Annotated in this window: 21 protein-coding genes and 2 pseudogenes; 13 read left to right on the forward strand and 10 right to left on the reverse strand. The window is 61.6% G+C overall.

All coding sequences use genetic code 11. From position 1 onward, the window contains the following. Nucleotide 1 precedes the first annotated feature (1 nt). Complete coding sequence (gene glnA, locus FJ934_RS19930; RefSeq protein WP_140515442.1) at nucleotides 2-1,411, reverse strand: type I glutamate--ammonia ligase; 1,410 nt, start codon at nucleotides 1,409-1,411, stop codon at nucleotides 2-4. Between the two features lie 60 nt (nucleotides 1,412-1,471). Then, on the reverse strand, nucleotides 1,472-1,810 hold the full coding sequence (locus FJ934_RS19935; RefSeq protein WP_140611573.1) for a P-II family nitrogen regulator: 339 nt from the start codon (nucleotides 1,808-1,810) through the stop codon (nucleotides 1,472-1,474). A gap of 356 nt (nucleotides 1,811-2,166) precedes the next feature. Here FJ934_RS19935 and FJ934_RS19940 point away from each other — a divergent pair, with 356 nt between their 5' ends. After that, complete coding sequence (locus FJ934_RS19940; protein ID WP_140611575.1) at nucleotides 2,167-3,696, forward strand: NAD(P)H-hydrate dehydratase; 1,530 nt, start codon at nucleotides 2,167-2,169, stop codon at nucleotides 3,694-3,696. Nucleotides 3,697-3,731: 35 nt separating this feature from the next. Here FJ934_RS19940 and FJ934_RS19945 read toward each other — a convergent pair whose 3' ends face one another. Together FJ934_RS19945 and FJ934_RS19950 are read right to left on the reverse strand one after the other, a co-directional pair. Further along, complete coding sequence (locus FJ934_RS19945) at nucleotides 3,732-5,264, reverse strand: acyl-CoA carboxylase subunit beta (RefSeq protein WP_140611577.1); 1,533 nt, start codon at nucleotides 5,262-5,264, stop codon at nucleotides 3,732-3,734. Beyond that, entirely contained in the window at nucleotides 5,261-5,533 is a 273-nt protein-coding gene (locus FJ934_RS19950; protein ID WP_140611579.1) for a hypothetical protein, read from the reverse strand. The genes FJ934_RS19945 and FJ934_RS19950 overlap by 4 nt, the downstream gene beginning before the upstream one ends. Nucleotides 5,534-5,667: 134 nt before the next feature. Between FJ934_RS19950 and FJ934_RS19955 the strand changes: the two genes are divergently transcribed. Then, nucleotides 5,668-7,092, forward strand: a complete 1,425-nt coding sequence (locus FJ934_RS19955) for a DEAD/DEAH box helicase (RefSeq protein WP_140611581.1) — start codon at nucleotides 5,668-5,670, stop codon at nucleotides 7,090-7,092. A gap of 114 nt (nucleotides 7,093-7,206) precedes the next feature. On the opposite strand, the gene FJ934_RS19960 is transcribed toward FJ934_RS19955, so the two are convergent. After that, entirely contained in the window at nucleotides 7,207-8,181 is a 975-nt protein-coding gene (locus FJ934_RS19960) for an alpha/beta fold hydrolase (protein WP_140611583.1), read from the reverse strand. Nucleotides 8,182-8,274: 93 nt separating this feature from the next. Next, nucleotides 8,275-9,096: an SDR family oxidoreductase gene (locus FJ934_RS19965; RefSeq protein ID WP_140611585.1), complete on the reverse strand. Its 822-nt coding sequence runs from the start codon at nucleotides 9,094-9,096 to the stop codon at nucleotides 8,275-8,277. A gap of 224 nt (nucleotides 9,097-9,320) precedes the next feature. On the opposite strand from FJ934_RS19965, the gene FJ934_RS19970 reads away from it, so the two are divergent. The 6 genes and pseudogenes from FJ934_RS19970 to FJ934_RS19995 all read left to right on the forward strand — a co-directional run bounded on the left by FJ934_RS19970 (nucleotide 9,321) and on the right by FJ934_RS19995 (nucleotide 13,558). Further along, nucleotides 9,321-10,355 (forward strand): cysteine synthase A, encoded by a 1,035-nt coding sequence (locus FJ934_RS19970; RefSeq protein WP_140611587.1) that lies wholly within the window; start codon nucleotides 9,321-9,323, stop codon nucleotides 10,353-10,355. Next, nucleotides 10,355-11,098, forward strand: a complete 744-nt coding sequence (locus tag FJ934_RS19975; RefSeq protein WP_140611589.1) for an alanyl-tRNA editing protein — start codon at nucleotides 10,355-10,357, stop codon at nucleotides 11,096-11,098. Before FJ934_RS19970 ends, FJ934_RS19975 begins: the two co-directional genes overlap by 1 nt. 40 nt (nucleotides 11,099-11,138) lie before the next feature. Beyond that, nucleotides 11,139-12,005 (forward strand): 3-mercaptopyruvate sulfurtransferase, encoded by an 867-nt coding sequence (gene sseA / locus FJ934_RS19980; RefSeq protein ID WP_140611591.1) that lies wholly within the window; start codon nucleotides 11,139-11,141, stop codon nucleotides 12,003-12,005. Between the two features lie 5 nt (nucleotides 12,006-12,010). Further along, nucleotides 12,011-12,574 (forward strand): GNAT family N-acetyltransferase, encoded by a 564-nt coding sequence (locus tag FJ934_RS19985; protein ID WP_140611625.1) that lies wholly within the window; start codon nucleotides 12,011-12,013, stop codon nucleotides 12,572-12,574. A 61-nt stretch (nucleotides 12,575-12,635) separates the two neighbouring features. Beyond that, nucleotides 12,636-12,915, forward strand: a pseudogene (locus tag FJ934_RS28485) (OmpA family protein); the annotation flags it as partial. Between the two features lie 175 nt (nucleotides 12,916-13,090). Then, a complete protein-coding gene (locus FJ934_RS19995; RefSeq protein WP_140611593.1) occupies nucleotides 13,091-13,558 on the forward strand; it encodes a DUF1203 domain-containing protein in 468 nt (155 codons plus the stop codon). A gap of 228 nt (nucleotides 13,559-13,786) precedes the next feature. Here FJ934_RS19995 and FJ934_RS20000 read toward each other — a convergent pair whose 3' ends face one another. Together FJ934_RS20000 and ald are read right to left on the reverse strand one after the other, a co-directional pair. Beyond that, the gene (locus FJ934_RS20000) at nucleotides 13,787-15,076 is read right to left on the reverse strand and encodes an outer membrane beta-barrel protein (RefSeq protein WP_181165695.1); all 1,290 of its coding nucleotides are present in this window, start codon (nucleotides 15,074-15,076) and stop codon (nucleotides 13,787-13,789) included. A 207-nt stretch (nucleotides 15,077-15,283) separates the two neighbouring features. Continuing rightward, entirely contained in the window at nucleotides 15,284-16,399 is a 1,116-nt protein-coding gene (ald, locus tag FJ934_RS20005) for an alanine dehydrogenase (protein ID WP_140611595.1), read from the reverse strand. 158 nt (nucleotides 16,400-16,557) lie between these two features. Here ald and FJ934_RS20010 point away from each other — a divergent pair, with 158 nt between their 5' ends. After that, nucleotides 16,558-17,031 (forward strand): Lrp/AsnC family transcriptional regulator, encoded by a 474-nt coding sequence (locus FJ934_RS20010; RefSeq protein WP_015317948.1) that lies wholly within the window; start codon nucleotides 16,558-16,560, stop codon nucleotides 17,029-17,031. Here the strand turns inward: FJ934_RS20010 and FJ934_RS20015 are convergent. Beyond that, nucleotides 17,028-17,678: a 5-formyltetrahydrofolate cyclo-ligase gene (locus FJ934_RS20015; protein WP_140611597.1), complete on the reverse strand. Its 651-nt coding sequence runs from the start codon at nucleotides 17,676-17,678 to the stop codon at nucleotides 17,028-17,030. The two genes, FJ934_RS20010 and FJ934_RS20015, sit on opposite strands and share 4 nt — an antisense overlap. Nucleotides 17,679-17,844: 166 nt before the next feature. Here FJ934_RS20015 and FJ934_RS20020 point away from each other — a divergent pair. Together FJ934_RS20020 and FJ934_RS20025 are read left to right on the forward strand one after the other, a co-directional pair. Continuing rightward, nucleotides 17,845-19,109, forward strand: a pseudogene (locus FJ934_RS20020) (NAD(P)/FAD-dependent oxidoreductase). A gap of 144 nt (nucleotides 19,110-19,253) precedes the next feature. Further along, nucleotides 19,254-21,233 (forward strand): bifunctional 2',3'-cyclic-nucleotide 2'-phosphodiesterase/3'-nucleotidase, encoded by a 1,980-nt coding sequence (locus FJ934_RS20025; RefSeq protein WP_140611599.1) that lies wholly within the window; start codon nucleotides 19,254-19,256, stop codon nucleotides 21,231-21,233. Nucleotides 21,234-21,538: 305 nt separating this feature from the next. On the opposite strand, the gene FJ934_RS20030 is transcribed toward FJ934_RS20025, so the two are convergent. Further along, entirely contained in the window at nucleotides 21,539-22,795 is a 1,257-nt protein-coding gene (locus FJ934_RS20030) for a cyclopropane-fatty-acyl-phospholipid synthase family protein (protein ID WP_140611601.1), read from the reverse strand. A gap of 420 nt (nucleotides 22,796-23,215) precedes the next feature. Here FJ934_RS20030 and FJ934_RS28700 point away from each other — a divergent pair, with 420 nt between their 5' ends. Both FJ934_RS28700 and FJ934_RS20035 read left to right on the forward strand, forming a co-directional pair. Continuing rightward, on the forward strand, nucleotides 23,216-23,350 hold the full coding sequence (locus FJ934_RS28700) for a hypothetical protein (protein WP_264296520.1): 135 nt from the start codon (nucleotides 23,216-23,218) through the stop codon (nucleotides 23,348-23,350). A 170-nt stretch (nucleotides 23,351-23,520) separates the two neighbouring features. Beyond that, nucleotides 23,521-23,811 (forward strand): Dabb family protein, encoded by a 291-nt coding sequence (locus FJ934_RS20035; protein ID WP_140611603.1) that lies wholly within the window; start codon nucleotides 23,521-23,523, stop codon nucleotides 23,809-23,811. The last annotated feature ends 83 nt before the right edge of the window (nucleotides 23,812-23,894 follow it).

Here is a 23,894-nt window from a genome sequence, read left to right on the forward strand (position 1 = left end):
CTTAGACCGAGTAGTACATATCGTACTCGACCGGATGCGGGGTCATTTCGAAGCGCATCACTTCGGCCATCTTCAGCTCGATGTAGCTGTCGATCTGGTCGTCGTCGAAGACGCCGCCGGCCTTCAGGAAGCCGCGGTCCTTGTCGAGGCTCTGCAGGGCTTCACGCAGCGAACCGCAGACGGTCGGGATCTTCTTCAATTCCTTCGGCGGCAGGTCGTAGAGATCCTTGTCCATCGGCTGGCCGGGATGGATCTTGTTCTTGATGCCGTCGAGGCCGGCCATCAGCATGGCGGCGAAAGCGAGGTAGGGGTTCGCGCCCGGATCGGGGAAGCGGACCTCGACGCGCTTCGACTTCGGCGACGAGCCGAACGGGATGCGGCAGGAGGCCGAGCGGTTGCGCGCGGAATAAGCGAGCAGGACGGGCGCTTCATAGCCCGGCACCAGGCGCTTGTAGGAGTTGGTCAGCGGGTTGGTGAATGCGTTGATCGCCTTGGCGTGCTTGATGATGCCGCCGATGTAGAACAGGCAACTTTCCGACAGGCCGGCATACTCATTGCCGGCGAAGGTCGGCTTGCCGCCCTTCCAGATCGACTGGTGCACGTGCATGCCCGAGCCGTTGTCGCCGAAAATCGGCTTCGGCATGAAGGTGGCCGTCTTGCCGTAGGCATTGGCGACCTGGTGCACGACGTACTTGTAGATCAACATCTTGTCGGCGTTGCGGACAAGCGTGTCGAACTTGATGCCGAGTTCGTGCTGGGCAGCGGCGACCTCATGATGATGCTTTTCGACACGCACGCCCATCTCGGCGAGAACGGTCAGCATCTCGGAGCGCATGTCTTGCGCCGAATCGATCGGCGGCACCGGGAAATAGCCGCCCTTGATGCGCGGGCGGTGGCCGAGGTTTCCGGTTTCGTAGTCGGTGTCGTCGTTCGACGGCAGTTCGGTGGAATCGAGCCGGAAACCGGTGTTGTAGGGATCGGCCTTGTACTTGACGTCATCGAACACGAAGAACTCGGCTTCCGGCCCGACATAGATGGTGTCGCCGATGCCTTCCGACTTCATGTAAGCTTCGGCCTTCTTGGCCGTGCCGCGCGGATCGCGGTTGTAGGACTCGCCCGAAACTGGATCGAGGATGTCGCACAGGATGACCATGGTCGACTGCGCGAAGAACGGATCCATGTGGACCGTCTCCGGATCGGGCATCAGCACCATGTCGGACTCGTTGATGGCCTTCCAGCCGGCAATCGAGGAGCCGTCGAACATGACGCCGTCGGCGAACATGTCTTCCTCGACCTCGATGACATCCATCGTCACGTGTTGCAGCTTGCCCTTCGGGTCTGTGAAGCGCAGGTCGACGAATTTCACGTCGTTATCCTTGATCTGCTTCATGATGTCTTTGGCTGTCGTCATGTCATGTATCCCTGTGTGATGACGTTTTTTGATGATGACGTTTTGGGGAGAATGGCCGCCTCAGACGGCGTCCATGCCGGTTTCGCCGGTGCGGATGCGCACGACTTCCTCGATGTTGGAGACGAAGATCTTGCCGTCGCCGATGCGGCCGGTCTGGGCCGCCCTGCGGATGGCCTCGATGGCGCCTTCGACGGCATCGTCGCCGAGGACGACCTCGATCTTCACCTTGGGCAGGAAGTCGACGACATATTCGGCGCCGCGATAGAGTTCGGTGTGACCTTTCTGGCGGCCGAAACCCTTGGCCTCGGTCACGGTGATGCCTTGCAGTCCGGCCTCCTGAAGCGCTTCCTTCACTTCGTCCAGCTTGAATGGCTTGATGATCGCTTCGATCTTTTTCATGTAGAAAGTGGCCTCCACTGCCAAAAAAACGGGTTGTGAGCCCCCGCTTGCGCTCCCATCAAGCACGAACTGTGCCAGATAGCTGGATTCGCAGCGGTCTCATACGATTTCAAAGCCACGCCGCGCCGGGATGCAATTTCGCGTCATACGACGCACGGAATACGGCATGGGCTGCCGAAGCCTACACAGGGCCAGCGCCCGCGTCCGCACAAAAATTGGGCAGATCGCCCATCCCGCGTGCAGTTTTGCGCCTTGATGCTCGTCCAGCGACTTAGCCGCAGCTGGTAAAAACTCCCTCTTCGTTTGCTTCGGCCCGAAAACTGGACAATGCTTGATCGAATGCGGATCGGCAATCCATGAGCGATGAACTTCTTACTTCCGCAGAGATGGGCGAGGCGGACCGGCTGACGATTGCCGCAGGTCCAGTCGACGGCATCGGCCTCATGCGCCGTGCCGGCGAAGCCGTCGCGGCCGAGGTCTTCATCCGCTATCCCCAGGCGGCGCACGTCCATGTGCTTTGCGGGCCTGGCAACAATGGCGGCGACGGCTACGTCGTCGCCCGCATCATGGCTGGCAGCGGCGTCGCCACGACAGTCTGGGCTTCCGGTGCGCCGAGACCGCGAAGCGACGCGGCGCTGGCCGCGGCCGAGCGTCCGGTCGCGCGCCGGCCGCTGTCCGGCTTTGAAGCCCAGCCCGGCTCGATTGTGGTCGACGCGCTTTACGGGGCAGGGCTGTCCAAGCCGCTGTCCGGTGATGCCGCCAGGGCGGTCGATATTGCTACTAACAGGCATTTGCCGGTTGTCGCGGTCGATCTGCCTTCAGGCGTTTCGGGCGACAGCGGCAAAGTGCTGGGCGTGGCATTTACCGCCGCCGTGACCGTGACGTTCGCGCGCAAGAAGCCCGGCCATTTGTTGCTGCCGGGACGCGGACGTTGCGGCGAGATCGTGCTCGCCGATATCGGCATCGGCGACGATATCATTTCACGCCTACAACCCCGCACCTTCGAGAACACGCCAGCACATTGGTTGGACGATTTCCCGGTGCCGGCTGTCGACGCCCACAAATACAAGCGCGGCCATGCCGGTGTCTTTTCAGGTGGGCCGAGCGCCACCGGGGCGGCGCGGCTGTCGGCGCTTGCCGCGGCCCGGAGCGGGGCGGGAGCGGTGACCGTGCTGTCGCCTGGCAATGCGATGCAGGTCAATGCCGCCCATCTGACTTCGATCATGCTGCGCAAGGCCGATGAGGCCGCCGATATCAAGGCGTTTGTCGCGGAGCGCCGGCCGTCGGTCTTCGTCCTCGGGCCCGGCTTTGGCGTCGGCGAAAAGACACGGATCTTCGGGCTCACGCTCCTCGCCCCCGGCCAGGCAAAGGATGCTTCCGCACAGATCGATGGCCTCGTGTTCGATGCCGACGCGATTACCTCGTTTCGCGAGGCGCCCGACGTCCTGTTCGAAGCCGCTCGCCGACATAACCCGCCGGCCCTGGTGATGACGCCGCACGAAGGGGAGTTCGCCCGGCTGTTTCCAGGCATCGCCGGTGACAATGGCTCGTCCAAGCTGGACAAGGCGCGCGCATCTGCGAAACTTGCCAATGCCGTCATCGTGTATAAGGGCGCCGACACAGTGATCGCCGCGCCCGATGGCAGGGCGGCGATCAATGCCAACGGCGCGGCCTGGCTTGCCACCGCCGGATCAGGCGACGTGCTGTCGGGCATCATCGCCGGGCTGCTGGCGCAAGGCATGCCGGCGTTCGAAGCGGCCTGCGCGGCGGTCTGGATCCATGCCGAGGCCGGCAGCCGGTTCGGGCCGGGCCTGATCGCCGAGGATTTGCCACAGGCAATGGTACCGGTATTGCACGAACTGGTCGCCGCCCGAGGCGTGCTCTGATCAATGGCGCTTATGGCGCCCCGGCGACAATCCGCTCACAACGGAATGTTGTCGTGCTTCTTCCAGGGGTTCTGCATGTCCTTGTTGCGCAGCATGCGAAGCGCGCGCGCCACGCGGCGGCGGGTCGAATGCGGCATGATCACCTCGTCGACATAGCCGCGTTCGGCGGCGACGAAGGGCGACAGGAAACGATCCTCGTAAGTCTTGGTATGGGCCGCGATCTTTTCGGCGTCGCCAATGTCCTTGCGGTAGATGATCTCGACTGCGCCCCTGGCGCCCATGACAGCGATCTGCGCCGTCGGCCAGGCATAGTTCATGTCGCCGCGCAGGTGTTTTGACGCCATCACGTCATACGCGCCGCCATAGGCTTTTCTGGTGATGACGGTGATCTTCGGCACGGTCGCCTCCGCATAGGCGAACAGCAGTTTGGCGCCATGCTTGATCAGCCCGCCATATTCCTGCGCGGTGCCCGGCAGGAAACCCGGAACATCGACGAAGGTGACGATCGGAATGGAAAAACAATCGCAAAAACGCACGAAGCGCGCCGCCTTGCGGCTGGCATCGGAATCGAGCACGCCGGCCAGCACCATCGGCTGGTTGGCGACGAAGCCCACGGTGCGGCCCTCGACCCGTCCGAATCCGGTGACGATGTTCTTCGCGAAACTCTGCTGGATCTCGAAGAAATCGCCCTCGTCGGCCACCTTCAAGATCAACTCCTTGATGTCGTATGGCTTATTGGCGTTGTCGGGGATCAGCCGGTCGAGCGACAGATCATGGTCGGTAACCGACTGGTAGCATTCGATCTCGGGGAGTTCCGATGTGTTGGACGCAGGCAACAGGTCGACCAGCCGGCGCATTTGCAGCAGCGCCTCGACATCATTGTCATAGGCGCCGTCGGCGATCGAGGATTTCGTCGTGTGCACCGAGGCACCGCCGAGGCTCTCGGCCGTCACCGTCTCGTTGGTGACAGTCTTGACCACATCCGGACCGGTGACGAACATGTAGGAGGTATCACGCACCATGAAGATGAAGTCGGTCATGGCGGGCGAATAGACGTCACCGCCGGCGCACGGACCCATGATCACCGAAATCTGGGGGATGACGCCCGACGCGAGCACATTGCGCTGGAAGATCTCTGCATAACCGCCAAGGGCCGCGACGCCTTCCTGGATGCGGGCGCCGCCGGCATCATAGAGGCCGATGATCGGCGCCCGGTTGCGCAACGCCATCTCCTGCACCTTGATGACCTTCTCGGCATGCGCTTCCGACAGCGAGCCGCCGAACACGGTGAAATCCTTGGCGAAGAGGTAGATCGGGCGGCCGTTGACCGTGCCCCAGCCGGTGACGACGCCATCGCCGGCGATCTTGGTCTTTTCCATGCCGAAATCGGTCGAGCGATGCTCGACATACATATCGAACTCCTCGAACGAGCCCTCGTCGAGAAACACCTCGATGCGTTCGCGCGCGGTGAGCTTGCCCTTCTTGTGCTGGGCATCGATGCGCGCTTGGCCGCCGCCCATGCGGGCAATGTCGCGGCGCCGCTCGAGTTCCTTCAGCACGTCCTTCATCGCGTAGTCCCCAAATCGAAGCTGCGTTTGTGGTAATGATGCCCGTGGGACAGCGCAAGCGCCGCTTTTCGATCGTTTTTGCTGCGTTGCAACATGCCGCCCTTGCATTTCGAGGCGAACTCAGCCATATGCACGGCATAGGCGCTTGGGCCGGGAACGAATCCGGCCTTCTCGACGAAAGAGACTGGTTGCGTCTGTTTTCCCTCTTTTTCGGCTAATCGACCTGATTGGTTGGCAAGGTGGCGAAAAAGCCCCGTGGCATGATGCATGCGGGCACGACAGCGCAGCCGCGCGGACGATCCCGTCCGCCGCCTTGTCGTTCCATGACAATGTTATCCGACGGCAGGTTGCGCCCTGCCGCCATTGATGTTTGCGGCCAGAGGCCGCGTGAAAGAAGATTATTTTGACCAACGAAAACACTTTGCCCGGCAATGACACCGCGGAACTCTCCGGTTTTGCGGCGCTGGGAATCACGGGTGCGCTGCTCAAGGCCACCCATGCCGCCGGCTTCGCCGATCCGAAGCCGATCCAGGTGCAGGCCATCCCGCCGCAGCTGGAAGGCCGCGACATTTTCGGCATCGCCCAGACCGGCTCCGGCAAGACCGCGGCCTTCGCGCTGCCGATCCTGTCGAAGATCATAGGGCTCGGCACCAAGCGCCGCGCCAAGACGACGCGTGCGCTCATCCTGGCGCCGACCCGCGAACTCGCCGTGCAGATCGAGGAGACCATCAAGATCCTCGCCAAGGGCGCGCATGTCTCGACAGCGCTCGTGCTGGGCGGCGTCTCGCGCTTCAGCCAGGTGAAGAAGGTCGCTCCCGGCGTCGACATCCTGATTGCCACGCCCGGCCGGCTGACCGATCTGGTGCGCGAAGGCGACCTTATCCTTTCCGACACCAAATGGCTGGTGCTGGACGAGGGCGACCGCATGCTCGACATGGGCTTCATCAACGACGTCAAGCGCATCGCCAAGGCGACCGCGCCTGATCGCCAGACGGCGCTGTTTTCGGCCACCATGCCGGACGAAATCGCGGAACTCGCCAAGGGCCTTTTGAAGCACCCGGTCCGTATCGAGGTCTCGCCGCAAAGCACTGCAGCCACCGAGATCGTGCAGGGCGTCGTTTTTGCCCGCACCAAGCAGAAGCGTCAGGTTCTGTCGACGATGCTCGCCGACGAAGCGATGAAGTCCGTCATCATCTTTTCGCGCACCAAGCATGGTGCCGACCGGGTGACCAAGGATCTCGAGCGCGATGGCTTCAAGGCCGCCGTCATTCACGGCAACAAATCGCAGAATGCCCGTCAGAAGGCGCTCAACGATTTTCGTGATGGATCGGTGCGCATTCTGGTCGCGACCGATATCGCCGCGCGCGGCATCGACGTGCCCGGCATCAGTCATGTCGTGAATTTCGACCTGCCGGACGAGGCTGAAAGCTATGTCCACCGCATCGGCCGTACCGGCCGCAACGGCAAGGACGGCATCGCGATCACGCTTTGCGATCCTTCGGAAAACAGCAAGCTGCGCCAGGTCGAGCGCATCATCCGCACCAAGCTGCCTGTTGTTGCCGACCATCTCGGCAGCCCCGATCCGGTTCGCAATCCGGCGGAAAAGAACGAGCGCCGCGAGCCGGCCAATGACCGTGCCGATCACAATGGCCGTCGCGACGGCAGACGGCCCGGCGGCGAGAAGAAGCAGAACAACGGCTTCGGCAAGAAGCGTTTCGGCGACAAGCCGGCCTTTGCCGGCGAACGCAAGCCGGAAGGTGCCAAGCCCTTCAAGGGCAACAACAAGCGCCGCTTCGGCGGCAGGCGGCCCGCCGCGCGGGCTGCTTGATCATCGTCCGCGTCGAGCCAGATCAATTGGCCTGGCTCGACTGCTGGTGATCAAAGGCCGGCTGAGGCATTGCCTGGGCCGGTACTTTCATATCCGAGGCCCCCATTGGCGCCGCTATTTGGCGACAGCTTCGACCCAGACCGCGATCCGTTGCACGAGGAAAGCCGTGGTCGACGGCGACAGCGCGTCTCCGGCAAGGACATGGTTGTCGGGATCGCCCGTACTTTCCATGGGGACCAGCTCGTGTGCGCCGCCCCAGCGCGCCGCAATCTCCCGTGTGCGATCGGGCCGCACCACCTTGTCCATATCCGAGAAGATGAACAGGGCAGGGATGGTCGCCTTCTCCACCGGCGCGCCATAGGCAAGTTCCGTCAGCGCTTGCATCGGCATCGTCGCGGCGATCGGATAGCTGGTGGTCCAGAATTTTTCGTGGAGCGCGTTGTGCGGCACGAAGCTGCGTTCCTTGCCGGCAACGAGTTCGGCGATCTGTTTGCCCCATGGCATGGTCAGGATCTCGGCGCCGGATGCCTTCACGCCGAAATTGGGCGAGATGAACGCTATGGCCGCCACCCCCTCCGATACGCCGGGCTGCGTTGCCGCCCATGCCGCCAGCGAGCCGCCGGTCGAGGTTGAGATGACGATCACCTTGTCGCCGATCGCCCGGCCGATGGCGAGTGCCTCCTCATAATCGTTGATCCAGGCATTGACGCTTCCCTGCGTCATGGCCGCGCCGTCCTCGCCGTGCCCGGTAAGACGGGTATAGAAGAGGTTGGCGTCGAGTCGCTCGGCGACCTCGTCGGGCAGGGGGCGGACCTCGCCCTTTGAAGCCGAGAAGCCGTGGATATAGACGATCGACAGCGGCGTCTTGGCATGCACCATCGGGTTGGCCCAGATGATCTCCTTCTCCAGCCCATCGCGGATGCCGGGCACGCAGGCTTCCACCTTGGCCACATAGGCCTGCGGATCGTCACCGATCACGGAAGGATTGAAGTGGACCGTGGTATCGACGGGAACGCGAGGACCAAATACCAAGATCAGTGCAAGGACGGCGATCAGGCCCAGCACAGCAAGCACGATCCGTCGCCCCATCCCAGACTCCACGCAACAACAACAAACCTATGGTGGTGGCCGTGAACAGGCAACGGTCGTTCAGACCGCCAAACCACCAATCCTGTGGGCATTCTATTCGGCGGGCCGCTTGCGCTCGTAATGCAGCGGCCGGGCCTTCCAGCTGGTCGTGAGGCTGATCACCCATCGGGACCATGGCCTCGGCAGCAGGGCAAGAAATTTCAGGGGCCAGCTCGTGCGATACGGAAAGGTGACTTCAAAGCCGCCGGATTTGATGCCCCGCACCATGCGGCGCGTCGCACGGCTGACCGGCATCAGGCCCGGCATCGGCAGCATGTTCTTTTCGGTCAGCGGTGTGTCGACGAAACCGGGGTTTATTACCTGGACGCGGATGTTCATCTTGTCGAAATCGTACTTCAGGGACTCGGCCAGGATGTTGATCGCCGCCTTGGTGCCGCCATAGGCGGCCGTGGTCGGCCAGCCGAAATAGGCGGTGACCGAGCCGACCAGAACGACATGGCCGCGCGCCCGCACGCGCATATGTTCCACGACCGGCACCAACCCGTTGATGATGCCGAAATAGTTGACCTCGAAAGAACGACGAAAATCGCTGACGACGAGAGCCTCTCCAGGCGTGGAGATGTAGTTTCCCGCATTGAAGACGGCGAGCACGATCGGGCCGAGTTCTTTCTCGATCGCGGCGACCGTTCTTGCCATGCGCGGTTCGTCTGTGACATCGCAGGGAAAGGCCGTGACGCTTCCCGGCATCTGCGCCGTCTCGACGATGAGCGTGTCGATCGGATCGTCGTCCAGCGCCGTTACCGCGACCGCATAGCCCTGTGAGGCCAGGTCCCTGGCCAGCGAGCGCCCAATCCCGCTGCTGCCGCCCGTGACCCAGGCGACGCCGTGTTTCGGATCGGCCCGATAGAGTGTCATGCTGCGCCCCGCCGAGTTGTTGGTGCTTTGCTCTAGCGGCGAAGAAATCGAATGAAAAGAGTGCTTTTCGGCCGTGAGCGCAAATGAACTGTGCGACATCAGCCCAGTCTCGAGAATGCCGATGCGTCGCAGCGCCGGAAATGCGACTGAACCAGACAATTCTTGCCTTGAAACCGAAGCGCCGGGTTTCTAGGGTTTCGGCGCACGCACACAAGGAATCCTGAATGCCCCGTTCTGTGATCGACGCGATCGGCAACACGCCTCTGATCCGCCTCAACAAAGCTTCCGAAGAAACCGGCTGCGAGATCCTGGGCAAGGCCGAGTTCATGAATCCTGGACAGTCGGTCAAGGATCGCGCCGGCCTGTTCATCATCCGCGACGCTGAGCAGCGCGGCCTGCTGCAGCCGGGTGGCGTCATCGTCGAGGGGACGGCCGGCAACACGGGCATCGGCTTGACGCTGGTCGCCAAGGCGCTTGGTTACCGCACCGTCATCGTCATTCCGGACACGCAGAGCCAGGAAAAGAAGGACACGATCAGGGTGCTCGGCGCCGAGCTGATCGAAGTGCCGGCCGTGCCTTACAAGAACCCCAACAATTACGTGAAACTGTCGGGACGGCTGGCCGAGCAGATGGCGAGAACCGAGCCGAATGGCGCTATCTGGGCCAACCAGTTCGACAATGTCGCCAACCGCGATGGCCACATCCGTACCACTGCGGAAGAAATCTGGGCCCAGACCGGCGGGAAGGTCGATGGTTTCGTCTCCGCGGTGGGTTCCGGCGGAACGCTGGCCGGCGTCGCCATGGGACTGAAGGCCAAGAGCAAGGACGTGAAGATCGCGCTCGCCGACCCATTGGGGGCCGCGCTCTACAGTTTCTACACCAGCGGCGAGTTGAAGTCCGAGGGCAGTTCGATCACCGAAGGCATCGGGCAGGGACGCATCACCGCCAATCTCGAAGGGTTTACGCCGGACTTTTCCTTCCAGATCAGGGACGAGGATGCGCTGCCGGTCGTCTTCGACCTGATCCAGGAAGAAGGTTTGTGCGTCGGCGGCTCGACCGGCATCAATATCGCCGGCGCGATCCGGCTGGCCAGGGAATTAGGCCCCGGCCACACCATCGTGACCATTCTTTGCGACTACGGCACGCGCTACCAGTCGAAATTGTTCAACCCGCAGTTCCTGCGCGAGAAGAACCTTCCGGTGCCGGGCTGGATGGAGTTGCAGAGCAAGATTTCGGTGCCTTTCGAGAAGGTCGCGTGATGGCGCACAAGACACAGGCGCTGTTTCGTGACGACGCCTATCTCAGCACGGCGGACGCGACGGTCGTTGATGTCAACGACCGTGGCGGCATCATTCTCGACCGGACGATCTTCTACGCCACGTCGGGCGGCCAGCCGGGAGACACCGGCTATCTCGAACGCGCCGATGGCAGCCGGATCGCCGTCGCGGCCACCATCACAGGTGAGACCAAGGACGAGATCATTCTTGTGCCGGCGCCCGAGCAGGCGGCCTTGGCGGTCGGCGAGAAGGTGAAACTCGCCATCGACTGGGAACGTCGGCACCTGTTGATGCGCATGCACGCGGCTTGCCATCTGCTCACAGTCGTGTGCCCGTTCCCGATCACGGGCGCGGCGGTTTCCGAGGACGACAGCCGTGTCGATTTCGACATTCCGGACGCGAGCTTCACCAGGGAAGAGGTGACGGCGGGCCTGATGGATCTGGTGCGGGCTGATCATCCGATTTTCACCAGGCTGATCAGCGACGAGGAACTTGCCGCGAACCCTGGCCTGGTGAAATCCAAGAACGTCCGGCCGCCGGTCGGTACCGGCAAGATCCGCCTGGTCTGCATCGGTGAGAACGCCTCGGTGGACAGCCAGCCCTGCGGTGGCACGCATGTGAAAAGCACTGGGGAAATAGGCGAAATCCATATCGGCAAGATCGAAAAGAAGGGCCGCGAGAACAGGCGCTTCCGCATCCGCTTCGGCCCGATGCCGGCGGCTTGACACGCAACGCTTTGTTTTACCCGGGATAGAGAGAACGAGAATGGCCGAAGACAGTCCTTTCACCGTCGATGCGGACTGGTTGCAGGGGCGCCTGGGCGAGCCTGGTGTGACCATTGTAGACGCGTCCTGGTACCTGCCGGCCCAAAAGCGCGACGCGCGCGCCGAATATGATGCAGCCCACATTCCCGGTGCCCGATTCCTGGATCAGGATGCGGTTTCGGATCCCGACGCCGCTTTACCGCATACGCTGCCGTCGCCTCAGCATTTTGCGCAATATGTCGGTGCGATGGGCGTCTCGGCCGACGACACGATTGTCGTCTATGACGGTCCGGGATTCTTCTCGGCACCGCGGGCATGGTGGATGTTTCGCATTATGGGCGTTTTCCAGACCTACATTCTGGACGGCGGCGTCGACGGCTGGAAGGCAGCTGGCCGGCCAATAACGGCTGAACCGACGAAGATCGCGCCAAGCATCTTCCATGCTGATTTCGACGCCGGTCGCGTCGCCAGTCTGGCCGACATGCGCCGGATCGTCGAGACCGGGACAAGCCAGATCGCCGATGCCCGGGGTCCGGGCCGCTTCACCGGCGCCGAGCCCGAGCCCCGCGCGGGTATCCGCTCCGGCCATATGCCGGGCGCGCGCAATGTGCCGTATTCCGCGCTGTCGGAGAACGGCTTGCTGCTTTCGAAGGATCGTTTGCGCAAGGTGATCGAGGACGCCGGTATTGACCTGTCGAAGCCCGTGGTCACATCTTGTGGCTCCGGTGTCACCGCGGCCGTGGTCACTCTGGCACTGGAGACGCTTGGCCACACCGACAACAGGCTTTATGACGGCTCGTGGACCGAGTGGGGCGGGCTTTCGGACACGCCTGTCGTGACCGGCCCCGCGACGACCGGCAAGGAATGAGCACGATGGAAAACGGCGCGCTGCAAGACATTGAAGTCACGGTGACTTTTCTCGAAATGCATGCGCCTCCTGCCGTCTCGCCACCGATGCCCTACAACCGCCAGGTCGCGTTGCTGAAGACGAGAGACATTCCCTTGCATTTTTACCGCTACCTGATGGACCGGGTGGGGCGCAAATGGCACTGGGTGAATGTTCTGCGGCTGGATGACGACGAGCTTTCGGCCGGAATTCACCGGGAGGACCGCGACATCAGGGTGCTTTACCTCGACGGCTCGCCGGCAGGCTTCTTCGATCTCAAGCCGCATTTGCCGGAGGAAGTGGAACTCGCCTATTTCGGCATGATGGAACATGCGACCGGGCAAGGCATCGGCCGCTGGTTCCTGGGCTCGGCGATCGCCGCGGCATGGTCGTATGGACCGAAACGGGTGACGGTGCAGACCTGCACACTTGACCATCCGGCGGCTCTGCCGCTCTACCAGAAGCTCGGCTTCACGCCCGTCGCGCAGAAGAAAGAGGTGGTGCATCCGCTGCCTTTCACCGAGCGTTCGGCCAGCGTCATGCGGCCGTAACACCAGCCGGAATCTGAACCACCCGTTCATCGGCGCTTCAGGCAGCCTTTTCGGCCGCGTCAAGCGCCGGCCGGATCTGCGCCTAATAGCGCGCTCAATCGATATCCCATTGGTCAGATTTCGCCTTCGGCTCGGCGGCGATTTCCAGTTCGCAATATGACAAGATCGAGAACATCGCCGACGCGCTTCAGCGCATCCTGCGTCGCGATCCCGGTGCGCGCGTGCTGATGGAAGGCCACACCGATGTGTATCGGGTATGTCTTGGAAACCGTTGGCTACGGAGAAGAGTTCCTGCTCGTCGCAGGGTAACATTGCGGCGCTTTGACGATTTCATCCGCTGATTTCCGCGTGAATCAACGCGTTAATTAGCCGGCTTGTTCGGCTCCGTGCCCCCCACCTATTCCAAGAGTGGCTGATCGCCGACATGAGATCAGCCCTCAATCGTTGGCATGAATCGGGTGGGAAGCTTCGGTCCAAGACAATAATTTCAAGGTAATAACACCGGAGAATGTCACCATGACCATCCAGTTCAAAGCTCTGCCGACAGAGGATGTCAGGCTCCTCCAACGCGGCGGCCCCGATGCCTATGGCCGCGCGCCCGAGCGGAAGATTTCCGACGGAGACGGCATGCCGTGCCGGCACTGTCTCAGGAACATCGCGGCCGGCGACGCCTACCTTATCCTTGCATATCGGCCATTCCCGGAGCTGCAGCCCTACGCCGAAACCGGGCCGATCTTCCTGCATGCCGAAGAATGCGAGCGCGCGGCCGAGACAGAGGCGCTCCCCGCAATTCTCGAAAGCCCGGACTACATCGTGCGCGGCTATGGCAGGGATGATCGTATCGTGTACGGCAGCGGCGGTGTCCTCCCAACCGAGGCAATTGCTGGGCGAGCCGAGACGCTTTTCGAGCGTGACGACATTGCCTATGTGCATGTCCGCTCGGCGCGCAACAATTGCTACCAGTGCCGGATTGAGCGGGCCTGAAGCAAAAAACGCGAGCAGGAAACACTGTCTTACTCCCGTCGCATAGATGCGATAGAAAGCGATTGTCGATCGATTGGCCGACCGCGGATGAACCGGCGGTGATCTCGACATCGAGGAAGCGGGGCTTTGGCTCCGCTTTTTTGTTGTCCGCGCTTCGCGCAAATCCTCTCGCGCAACAAAAAAGCCCGCCGGCAAGGCCGACGGGCTTAGACTGTTTGCCTGGAGGGCTTAGTTGAACTTGTACTTGGCGCCGATGCGCACGGTCTGGAACGAAGCCTTGTCGGTCAGCGTACCATCCGGTGCCCCAAATTCAGATGAGAGATCCTTCTTGGCGAATTGCGAATAGCGATATTCCAGACCGACAGTCATGTTGCTGGAGACTGCCGTTTCGAGGCCGCCACCCACCGTGAAACCACTCTTGTTCCAATCGATGATGTCGCCGATCGGATCCGAACCGTGCAAGTCGAAATGTTGATAGCTGTAGCCGCCGATCACATAGGCCAGGGTCGATTCGTTGACCTTGGCGCCGACACGGCCTAACGCGTCGAAGCCATAGTCGGAATCGAGTTTGACGGAAGCGCCCAAAAAGTCGAGTTTCGATCGAATTCCGGAATAGCGGCCATCGATCTGCACGCCGGCAACCCAGGTGCCGAAATCGTAGTCGTAGCCGGCGTTCAACTCGCCAAACACGCCTTCGCTGCCAATGCCATTGGCATCGAGAGTGCCGCCACCAAAGTCGATGCCCAGCTTGTGAACCGCCGTTCCGGCGCCAAGCGCGCCGCCAACGTAGAAGCCGGTCCAGTTGTAGACCGGAGCAGCGAATGAGGCCCCGCCGCCGTTCTGCGCGCCGAAGCGATAGTTAGCGGCGATGTGGAAGGTGTGGGTGGACGGTTCCCCGTTCAACGAAGCGCCACCAAAATCGATCAGCGACTTGTCGCCAAAGTTCGCGTAACGATATTCGGTCTTCAGGGTCCAGTTGCCGCGCAGCACGGTTTCCATGCCGACACCCAGCACATAGCCGCTGCGGTTTTCAGTGAAGTTCAACCCTTCAGCACCGCCCGATCCATCAAGCTTGAAATGCTGCCAGCTGTAACCGCCGAGCACGTAACCGAGCGTGCTGGGGTTGAGAACATAACCGGCTCGCAGACCGACATCGAAACCGTAAGAATCAGTCAGGTCGATGTCGGCGCCTGGGACGCTGATCGATGGGCCGATATTCCCGAAATTGGCATCGATAAAGCCGCCCAGCAGGAAGCGCTCGGACACCATGTAGTCGTAGCCGGCAGTCAGTTCGCCGAATACGCCATTGCCGCCGACGCCGTTCAAGTCGAAGCCCGGCACGCTGAACTTGTGCACGCTGGCGCCGAAACCGCCACCTATGCCGACATAAGCTCCGCTCCAGTTAAAAACGCTCGCTTCCACCGGCTGCACGACATCTGCCGCATTGGCCGCCGACATCAAGGCCACAGCAGAAACAGCGCCAAGGAGAATAGATTTCGCAGAAACGCGAATAAACATAGCCCGCACCCCTAATAATAAACCCGGGATGTTCCTATCAGAGAGTCGGCCAGCTTAGGTATGACAAAAATGCAACAATAGCGTGCAAAGCGCCTTACGGCATGCACGGATGCCGTCAGCCGGCAGACGCGGTTGATTGCCCCGCATCTCAAAGAAAAACCCGCCGGCATAGGACCGGCGGGTGGCACTGGGGAATTTTGAGTGAAATCAGGCGGCTAGAACGGCTTTCGGCTCGACGAGTTCGTAGCCAAGCGCCTCGGCGACCGCGCGGTTGGTGATCTTGCCCCTGTGGACATTGAGACCATTGCGCAGGTGTTGGTCGTCAATAAGAGCCTTCAGGCCCTTGTCGGCGAGTTGCAGGCCATAATGCAGCGTTGCGTTATTCAGCGCGTGAGCCGAGGTGACCGGTACCGCGCCAGGCATGTTGGCGACGCAATAGTGGATGACGCCGTCGACCTCGTAGGTGGGTTCTGCGTGGGTAGTCGCGTGCGAGGTCTCGAAGCAGCCGCCCTGGTCGATGGCCACATCGACCAGCACCGAGCCTTTTTTCATACCGGACAGCATTTCGCGGGTGACGAGCTTGGGTGCAGCGGCGCCCGGGATCAGCACGGCGCCGACGACGATGTCGGCCGAGAAGCATTCTTCCTCCAGCGCCTCGACGGTCGAGTAGCGTGTGTGGACACGGCCCGCGAAGAGGTCGTCGAGCTGGCGCAGCCGCGGGATTGAGCGGTCGATGATGGTGACGTCGGCGCCAAGGCCGGCGGCCATGCGGGCCGCGTGCAGGCCGACGACGCCGCCGCCGAGCACAGTCACCTTGCCGGGCAGCACGCCAGGGACGCCGCCGAGCAGCACGCCGCGGCCGCCATTGGCCTTTTGCAGCGCCGTGGCTCCGGCCTGGATCGACAGGCGGCCGGCGACTTCCGACATCGGCGCGAGCAGCGGCAGGCCGCCACGGTCGTCGGTCACGGTTTCATAGGCGATCGCTGTGACACCCGAAGCGAGCAGGCCCTTGGTCTGCTCCGGGTCCGGAGCCAGGTGAAGATAGGTGTACAGGATCTGGCCGTCGCGCAGTTGAACCCATTCATTGGGCTGCGGCTCCTTGACCTTGACGATCATGTCCGACTTGGCGAACACGTCGGCGGCTGTCTTGGCGATGGTGGCGCCGGCGGCGCGATAGGCGTTGTCATCGGCACCGATGCCGGCGCCGGCTCCGGCCTCGACCAGCACTTCGTGTCCATGGGCGACATATTCGCGGACCGAGCCAGGCGTGAGGCCGACACGGTATTCGTGATTCTTGATTTCCTTTGGGCAACCGACACGCATTTTTCTTCTCCCTGATCCGGCCCTTCCGGGCTCACTCCCTGAATGAACGGAGTGAACCATGAATCGGCCTGCAAGTGTTTGCGAATGCGCTTGCGCGGACAGTCGCGTTTCGATAATCGTTGCGCCGAATGGGATGATTTTCGTAGGAATCACGAAAAATGCCGCTCGACAGGATTGATATCGCCATTCTGGAGACATTGCAGAAGGATGGGCGGATGCCGAACGCGGCGCTTGCCGAAAAGGTCGGCTTGTCCCAGTCGGCCTGCTCGCGCCGGCTCGACAATCTGGAGAAGTCGGGAACCATCCGCGGTTATCACGCCCGCCTTTCCAACGCAGCCCTTGGCCATCAGATGACGGCGATCGTCCACATATCCCTGTCCGGACAGTTCGAGAAGACGCTGTCGGATTTCGAGGCGGCGATCAAGCGTTGCCCCAACGTGCTGTCGTGCCACCTGATGTCGGGCGAATACGACTACATCCTTCGCATCGCGGCAAAAGATCTGGTCGATTATGAGCGCATCCACAAGGAGTGGCTGTCGGCGATGCCGCATGTGACGAAGATCAATTCGTCCTTTGCCTTGCGCGAAATCGTCGACCGGACGGCGATGGGGCTGAAGCCGGAAATGGCTTAAGCCTCCGTCACGATCCGATCCATCGGAATGTCGTGCGGCTGCGGATAGATGGTCGCGATGCGCTGCAGGTTGTAGCCGACGCCAATGACCAATGGCTTGAACGTCATTGCGGCCAGCGTGCGGTCGAAGAAACCGCCGCCATAACCCAGGCGATAATTGGTGGGATCGATACCGACGATCGGCGAGATGACGATGTCGGGCAGCACCGGATCACCCTCGGCAGGGATCGGGATGTTCCAGACCCCCTTTTCCAATCGATCGCCCGGTTTGTAGGCGCGAAACATCAACGGCCGCCCCTTTTCGACGACGATAGGCAGTGCGGTACGGCCACCTCGTTCGTTTATGGCGGCCATCCAAGGCCGCAGATCCGGCTCGCCGCGAAACGGCCAGTAAAGGCTGACCATGCGGCCCGCTATGTCGCCAATGATCGCGTCAAGGCCATCCGCAATGCGTTGCGACATTGCTGTTCGCGTGTCGGCCGAAATTGCGAGCCGGGCGGCGATCAGCCTTTCGCGTTCAGCTTTGCGCCATCGCCTTACGTCGGTCCAGTCGCTCAGAGGCGCCCGGAACTCGGGATCGAGTTCGTGCATAAAGCAGGGCGGCGAGGAATACTGCGCCGGACCTTGGTCGTCACGATCATTGGCCATGCCTCACCTCATCGCGTGTTCGATGACGCTATACCTCGCGACACGATACAACATGTGCATTCACGACACGGAACGGCGAGTCTCAGGCACTGTCCTTCTGTTGCTGCATTGCACAAAAACACCTACATCCAAAGCAGGCAATCTTGGCCCATCGGGGTGAATCGAGATGAACGAAGCCAGACATCAAGTTGTGGTAGTTGGCGCGGGTTTCGGCGGCCTCGAATTTACCCGCGCGCTTGCCGGCGCACCGGTTCGCATCACCATGATCGACAAGCGCAACCATCATCTGTTCCAGCCGCTGCTCTACCAGGTGGCGACGACGGCACTGGCGACCTCCGAGGTTGCCTGGCCGGTCCGCCACCTTCTGCGCAAACGCAAGGATGTCACCACGCTGCTCGCCAATGTCGTCGGCGTCGACCGGGCCGGCAAGCGCGTGCTGCTCGATGACGGCAGTGCCGTCGCCTACGACACACTGGTGCTGGCCACCGGCGCGCGCCACGCCTATTTCGGCCATGACGAATGGGAGCCTTTCGCGCCCGGCCTGAAGACGTTGGAGGACGCCACCACCGTTCGGCGCCGCATCCTGCTGGCCTTCGAACAGGCGGAGCGGGAGACTGATCCCGCCAAACGCCAGGCGCTGCTGACCATTGCCATTGTCGGTGGCGCCCGACCGGTGTGGAACTCGCCGGCACCATCGCCGAGCTGGCGCATGACACGTTGCGCGGTGAGTTCCGCAACATCGATACGCGCGAAACGCGCGTCGTGCTGATCGAAGCTGGCGACCGGATCCTGGCCAATTTCGCGCCAAAACTTTCCGAATACGCCAGAAAGGCGCTCGAGCGGCTCGGCGTCACACTTGAACTCGGACAGGCCGTTACGTGCTGTGACGCGGAAGGTGTCGTCTTCGGCGACACGCATCTGCCGGCCCGAACGATCCTTTGGGCAGCCGGCGTTGCCGCTTCGCCCGCCGCCGAATGGCTGGGAGCGAAAGCGGACCGAGCGGGCAGGGTGCTCGTCGAGCCCGACCTCAGCGTGCCCGGCAGCCCGGAGATTTTTGTTATCGGCGACGCCGCCCTTGTCTTGCGGCCCGACGGACGGCCAGTACCCGGTGTGGCACCTTCCGCCAAGCAGGAGGGTCGACATGTCGCGGCCACTATCAAGGCCAGGCTGGATGGTGATGCCACCACGCGACCCTTCCACTACAAGCATGCGGGCGACCTGGCGACGATCGGCAAGCGCGCCGCCGCGATCGATTTCGGCTGGATTAAGCTTACGGGCTGGCCGGCCTGGTGGCTGTGGGGCATCGCACACATCTATTTCCTGATCGGGTTCCGTAACCGGCTCGCGGTTTCGTTAAGCTGGCTATGGATCTACGTCACAGGCCAGCGTAGCGCCCGGCTGATCACGCAGGGCGACGACGACAAGACCTGAGTTTCGTCACCGTCCCATTCATGCGCGCGTCATCTGTTGCTGATGGGATGCGGATGCACGCAGCTTCACGAGTGGACTTGAGCCGATTTCGGCGCGAAGTTCGCTGGGGGCAGGGCGTGTCACGTCGTCTAACAAGGAGAGAACATGTCACAACTGCCCCATTCCGTTTCCCGCCGTGGTTTCCTTGCGGGGGCCGCCGCCACAGGGGCGTTGATCGTGCTTCATCCCTTCTCCGCCCGGGCGCAAGCCAATCAGGCGCACCTTCGGATCATGGAAACCACCGATATCCATGTGAACGTACTGCCCTATGATTACTACGCCGACAAAGCCAACGACACGATGGGCCTGTCCCGCACGGCGTCGCTCATCGACGCGGTGCGCAAGGAGGCCGTGAATTCGATGCTGATCGACAATGGCGACCTTCTGCAGGGCAATCCGATGGGCGATTACATCGCCTATGAAAAAGGCCTGAAGGACGGCGATCTGCATCCGATCATGAAAGGCATGAACCTGCTGGGTTACGAGTGCTCGACGCTCGGCAACCACGAATTCAACTACGGCCTGTCCTTCCTGGACAAGGTGCTGGCCGGCGCCAATTTCCCGTTCGTATGCGCGAATCTGATCCGGGGCACCAAGCTTGCCGCCAACCCGCGCGACGACAAGCTCTACCTCAAGCCCTACATAATCCTCGACAAGAAAATCAAGGATGGGTCGGGCGCCGAGCAGCCGATCAGGATCGGCATCATCGGTTTCGTGCCGCCGCAGATCATGGTCTGGGATCTCAAGAACCTCGAAGGCAACGTCAAGACCCGCGACATCGTCGAGTCGGCCAGGGCCTGGGTGCCGCAGATGAAGGAAGAGGGTGCCGACATCGTCATCGCGCTCTCGCATTCCGGCATCGACGTGAAGCAGGGCGACATGATGGAGAACGCTTCGTTCTTTGTTGCCGGCGTCGATGGCATCGATGCGGTGTTCACGGGTCACCAGCATCTGGTGTTTCCCGGCAAGAAGGATTTCCAGTCGATCGAGGGCGTCGACACGCAAAAGGGTACGCTGCAGGGCAAGCCCGCCGTGATGGGCGGTTTCTGGGGCTCGCATATGGGGCTTATCGATCTGATGCTGGAGCGCGACGGATCGAAATGGAAGGTCGTTTCCGCAACATCGGAGGCGCGGCCGATCTTCGAGCGCGTCGACAACAAGAACAAGCCGACCGTCGCCGACGACAAGCGCATCATCGCGGCACTTGAACAGGACCATCAGGCGACGCTCGCCTATGTGCGCCGCCCAGTCGGCAAGACCTCCGCGCCGCTCTATTCCTATTTCGCGCTGGTAGCCGACGATCCATCGGTGCAGGTCGTCAGCCAGGCGCAGACCTGGTACCTCAAGGATATCCTCAAGAGCACGCAATGGAAGGATCTGCCGCTGCTGTCTGCCGCCGCTCCCTTCAAGGCTGGCGGACGCAGCGGCGCCGACTACTATACTGACGTCCCGGCGGGCGACATCGCGATCAAGAACGTCGCCGACCTCTACCTCTATCCGAATACGGTACGGGCAGTCGAAATCACTGGGGCGCAAGTGAAGGAATGGCTGGAAATGTCGGCCGGCATCTTTAACAGAATAGAAGTTGGCAAGGCCGACCAGGCGCTGATCAACACTGAATTTCCGTCCTATAATTTTGACGTCATCGACGGCGTTTCATACAAAATCGATCTGTCCCAGCCGCCGAAATATGACGCCAAGGGTGGGGTGGCGAATGCCGGCTCCAATCGCATCGTCGAACTGAAATTCGATGGAAAACCGATTGATCCGGCGGCGAAATTCGTCGTCGCAACCAACAATTACCGGGCCGGCGGCGGCGGCAATTTCCCCGACATCAATGCCTCGAAGATCATCTACGAGGCACCGGACACCAACCGCGACGTCATCGTTCGCTACATCGTAAGCCAGGGCACGATCAACCCGTCGGCGGACGGCAACTGGTCGTTCGCGCCGCTGCCAGGAACCAGCGTCATGTTCGAGACAGGCATCAAGGCAAAGGACTTCATTGCCGATCTGAAGTCGCTGAAGATCGAACCGGCGGGCGAGGGTGAAGCCGGTTTTGCTAGATATCGCATCCTGCTCTGATCCAGCGGCCGGACCTGTCTTTGCCCGCGTCCCCCGCGCGGGAGCCGCTTGTGCGATGGCATCATCGCATCTCCCGGTAGCTCCCGTTGGGACTGCCGGGGTATGGCATTCTGTTTGAAGGCTGATCGCGGCCTGCCGCTGGCAATGCAAAGCCGCGTCTGTGACGGGAGTGTTGTGAGTGCGTCCTGTGGGGTAACTGCTGGTACACTGACACGGACACTATAAATAGGACCCGCATCGCGGCAGGGATGCGGGCCTGTTCCCTGGCCGCACGGCGTCTGCAGGCCCTGGCGACGAGTGCGGACTTACGCCTTGTAGACTACCTGGCGCACATCGATGTAGCTGGCGCGAAAACCGGCTTCGCAATAATGCAGATAGAACTCCCAGAGTTTCTTGAAGCGGTCGTCGAAGCCGAGCGGCACGATCTTCTCCCATGACGCCCGGAAGCGATGCCGCCATTCGGCCAACGTGCGCGCATAGTCGTCGGGAAACACGCGTTCGCGCAGATGCGCAAGGCCATGGTCCTTGCCGAGCGCCTTCAGGATCGACGGCGTCGGCAACATGCCGCCTGGAAATACGTAGCGCTGGATGAAATCCGGCCTGGCACGGTAGGTGTCGTAGGCGGCTTCGTTGATGGTGATGATCTGCAGGCCCGCAGTGCCGCCTGGTTTCAGGCAGGCCTTCATCTTGGAGAAGAACACGGGCCAATATTTCTCACCGACCGCCTCGAACATCTCGATCGATGTAATGCGGTCGTAAGTGCCTGTTTCGTCGCGGTAATCCTGCAGTTTGATATCGACCTTGTCGGCAAGCCCGGCCTTGGCGATACGCGCCTTGGCGAAGTCGTGTTGCTCCCGGCTGATCGTCAGCCCGGTAACGCGGCAGCCGATTTCGCGTGCGGCGAATTCGGCAAAGCCGCCCCAACCGCAGCCGATCTCCAGCACATGATCCTTCCCACCTATACCCGAATCCCTGGCCAGCGCCCGATATTTGGCAGCCTGGGCGCTTTCGAGGTCATTGGCGCCGTTCGCATAAAGTGCGGAGGAATAGGTCATGCTCGGGTCGAGCCATTCCCCGTAGAAGGCGTTGCCGAGATCGTAATGCGCGGAGATGTTGCGTTTCGACCCCGAACGCGTGTTTTCGTTGAACCAGTGGCGGATGCGCTGAACCGTGTTGATCAGCCAGTTGGCTCCGCCGGCAACCTTCTCGCCGACGACCGAGTTGACCACGAACAATTCGAGGAAACTGGTTACGTCGGGGCTCTCCCAATCACCGTCCATATAGGATTCGGCAACGCCTATCGTACCACCGGAAAAGGCGCGGCCCGGCAGGCGCCAGTTCTTGAGTACAAGTTCGGCGTGGGGGCCTGGCGCCTTGCCGCCGACCAGAACGGCGCGGCCGTCCGGCATCCTGACCTTCAGCGAACCGCGCGGCAGGTTCATCGCCGCCGACAGCACCATGCGTGCCTTGGCCGGGAGGCCCTTGACGATCTCGGCGAAATTAAACTCGTCGAGCTTGACCGCTTCGTCCGACCCCATGCCAGGATGCTTCTTGTGAGCCATGTCCCCACCCTTTCGCGGCGCCTGTTGACGATCGCCGGCTCCGTCTCTCGCAGTTCATTCGCCAGGTTCGAATGCCGTGCCTGATCCTGGCAGCTCATCGGATCGGTCACATGCGGGTCCAAACAAAAGCGCATGCCCTTTTTTGACCAGAGCTTCAGCGCTTCCAGCGAATTCCCGCGACAATCTTCCATGCCATGAAGGGGAACTTCAAGAGGCAGGCCGCGAGCTGGGCTGTGCCACGTGGCGTCTGGCATCTGTTCGCCGTGCATCGACTTGTTGTTGCCAGGCCGCAGACACCGTCAGGGCGTGCTGAACGGCTCCTATCCGCAGCCTGTTTGGAGTGCAGGATTGGCGCCGGCGGCGATTGGATAGATCAAAAAAGTCTATGTCCGCCGCAGTGCCTTTGCGATAGCTTTAGCCATGCGTTACGTAATCGTCATTGCGGCAATCGCGTTTTTCCTGATCTGGGACGGTCTCTACAATCAAGGCCGGTATCTCGACATCACGGTCAGGGAGATTTCCCATGTGACGCGCTACGTCACCGGCAAGGCCTAGTATTCCCTCCAAGGATAGCAGCCAGGTGCTTCACCCGAGGTGTCCGTCGCCGTGAGATGATGTTCTCGGCCTGTCCGGGGCGCGTCGCAAGGACGCGTGGCGCCACGAACGGTTGACGCGAAGAGACCGCCGTCACAAAAGACCCCGGCATTCAGATCGAGGAGGCGGGATTGATCCGGCATATCGTTTTCTTCAGCGCGAGGCGCAAGGAAGATGTGGAGGCAGTGCGTACCGGGCTGTTGGCCCTCGGCAATATTCCGCACTCCAGTCTCTTCGAGGTCACTTTGAACACCAAGGTCGATCCGTTGTCGGATGAAGTCGACGTCGTCGTCTATGCCGAGTTCGCCGACGACGCAGCGCTCGCCGCCTACAAGGCGCATCCGCTTTATGCGCAGACCACCAGCAAGGTGAAACCATTGCGCGAACTGCGCTATTCCGCGGATGTCGTAGCCGTCGGCTGATCGAGCGTATGCCTCGACAGATGCCGTTTGCGGCGCTCATGGGGCATGCTGGACGTCAATCCCCAGGGGCGGCAGAGGAGAGG

The organism is Mesorhizobium sp. B2-4-12 (assembly GCF_006441575.1).
Classification (GTDB): domain Bacteria; phylum Pseudomonadota; class Alphaproteobacteria; order Rhizobiales; family Rhizobiaceae; genus Mesorhizobium.

Excerpts from the sequence above, each read along its gene's own strand:
- glnA (WP_140515442.1), bottom strand. The coding sequence starts at position 1,411 with ATGACGACAGCCAAAGACATCATGAAGCAGATCAAGGATAACGACGTG.
- FJ934_RS19935 (WP_140611573.1), bottom strand. The coding sequence starts at position 1,810 with ATGAAAAAGATCGAAGCGATCATCAAGCCATTCAAGCTGGACGAAGTG.
- FJ934_RS19940 (WP_140611575.1), top strand. The coding sequence starts at position 2,167 with ATGAGCGATGAACTTCTTACTTCCGCAGAGATGGGCGAGGCGGACCGG.
- FJ934_RS19945 (WP_140611577.1), bottom strand. The coding sequence starts at position 5,264 with ATGAAGGACGTGCTGAAGGAACTCGAGCGGCGCCGCGACATTGCCCGC.
- FJ934_RS19950 (WP_140611579.1), bottom strand. The coding sequence starts at position 5,533 with ATGCATCATGCCACGGGGCTTTTTCGCCACCTTGCCAACCAATCAGGT.
- FJ934_RS19960 (WP_140611583.1), bottom strand. The coding sequence starts at position 8,181 with ATGGGGCGACGGATCGTGCTTGCTGTGCTGGGCCTGATCGCCGTCCTT.
- FJ934_RS19965 (WP_140611585.1), bottom strand. The coding sequence starts at position 9,096 with ATGACACTCTATCGGGCCGATCCGAAACACGGCGTCGCCTGGGTCACG.
- FJ934_RS19970 (WP_140611587.1), top strand. The coding sequence starts at position 9,321 with ATGCCCCGTTCTGTGATCGACGCGATCGGCAACACGCCTCTGATCCGC.
- FJ934_RS19975 (WP_140611589.1), top strand. The coding sequence starts at position 10,355 with ATGGCGCACAAGACACAGGCGCTGTTTCGTGACGACGCCTATCTCAGC.
- sseA (WP_140611591.1), top strand. The coding sequence starts at position 11,139 with ATGGCCGAAGACAGTCCTTTCACCGTCGATGCGGACTGGTTGCAGGGG.
- FJ934_RS19985 (WP_140611625.1), top strand. The coding sequence starts at position 12,011 with ATGGAAAACGGCGCGCTGCAAGACATTGAAGTCACGGTGACTTTTCTC.
- FJ934_RS19995 (WP_140611593.1), top strand. The coding sequence starts at position 13,091 with ATGACCATCCAGTTCAAAGCTCTGCCGACAGAGGATGTCAGGCTCCTC.
- FJ934_RS20000 (WP_181165695.1), bottom strand. The coding sequence starts at position 15,076 with ATGTTTATTCGCGTTTCTGCGAAATCTATTCTCCTTGGCGCTGTTTCT.
- ald (WP_140611595.1), bottom strand. The coding sequence starts at position 16,399 with ATGCGTGTCGGTTGCCCAAAGGAAATCAAGAATCACGAATACCGTGTC.
- FJ934_RS20010 (WP_015317948.1), top strand. The coding sequence starts at position 16,558 with ATGCCGCTCGACAGGATTGATATCGCCATTCTGGAGACATTGCAGAAG.
- FJ934_RS20015 (WP_140611597.1), bottom strand. The coding sequence starts at position 17,678 with ATGGCCAATGATCGTGACGACCAAGGTCCGGCGCAGTATTCCTCGCCG.
- FJ934_RS20025 (WP_140611599.1), top strand. The coding sequence starts at position 19,254 with ATGTCACAACTGCCCCATTCCGTTTCCCGCCGTGGTTTCCTTGCGGGG.
- FJ934_RS20030 (WP_140611601.1), bottom strand. The coding sequence starts at position 22,795 with ATGGCTCACAAGAAGCATCCTGGCATGGGGTCGGACGAAGCGGTCAAG.
- FJ934_RS28700 (WP_264296520.1), top strand. The coding sequence starts at position 23,216 with ATGCGTTACGTAATCGTCATTGCGGCAATCGCGTTTTTCCTGATCTGG.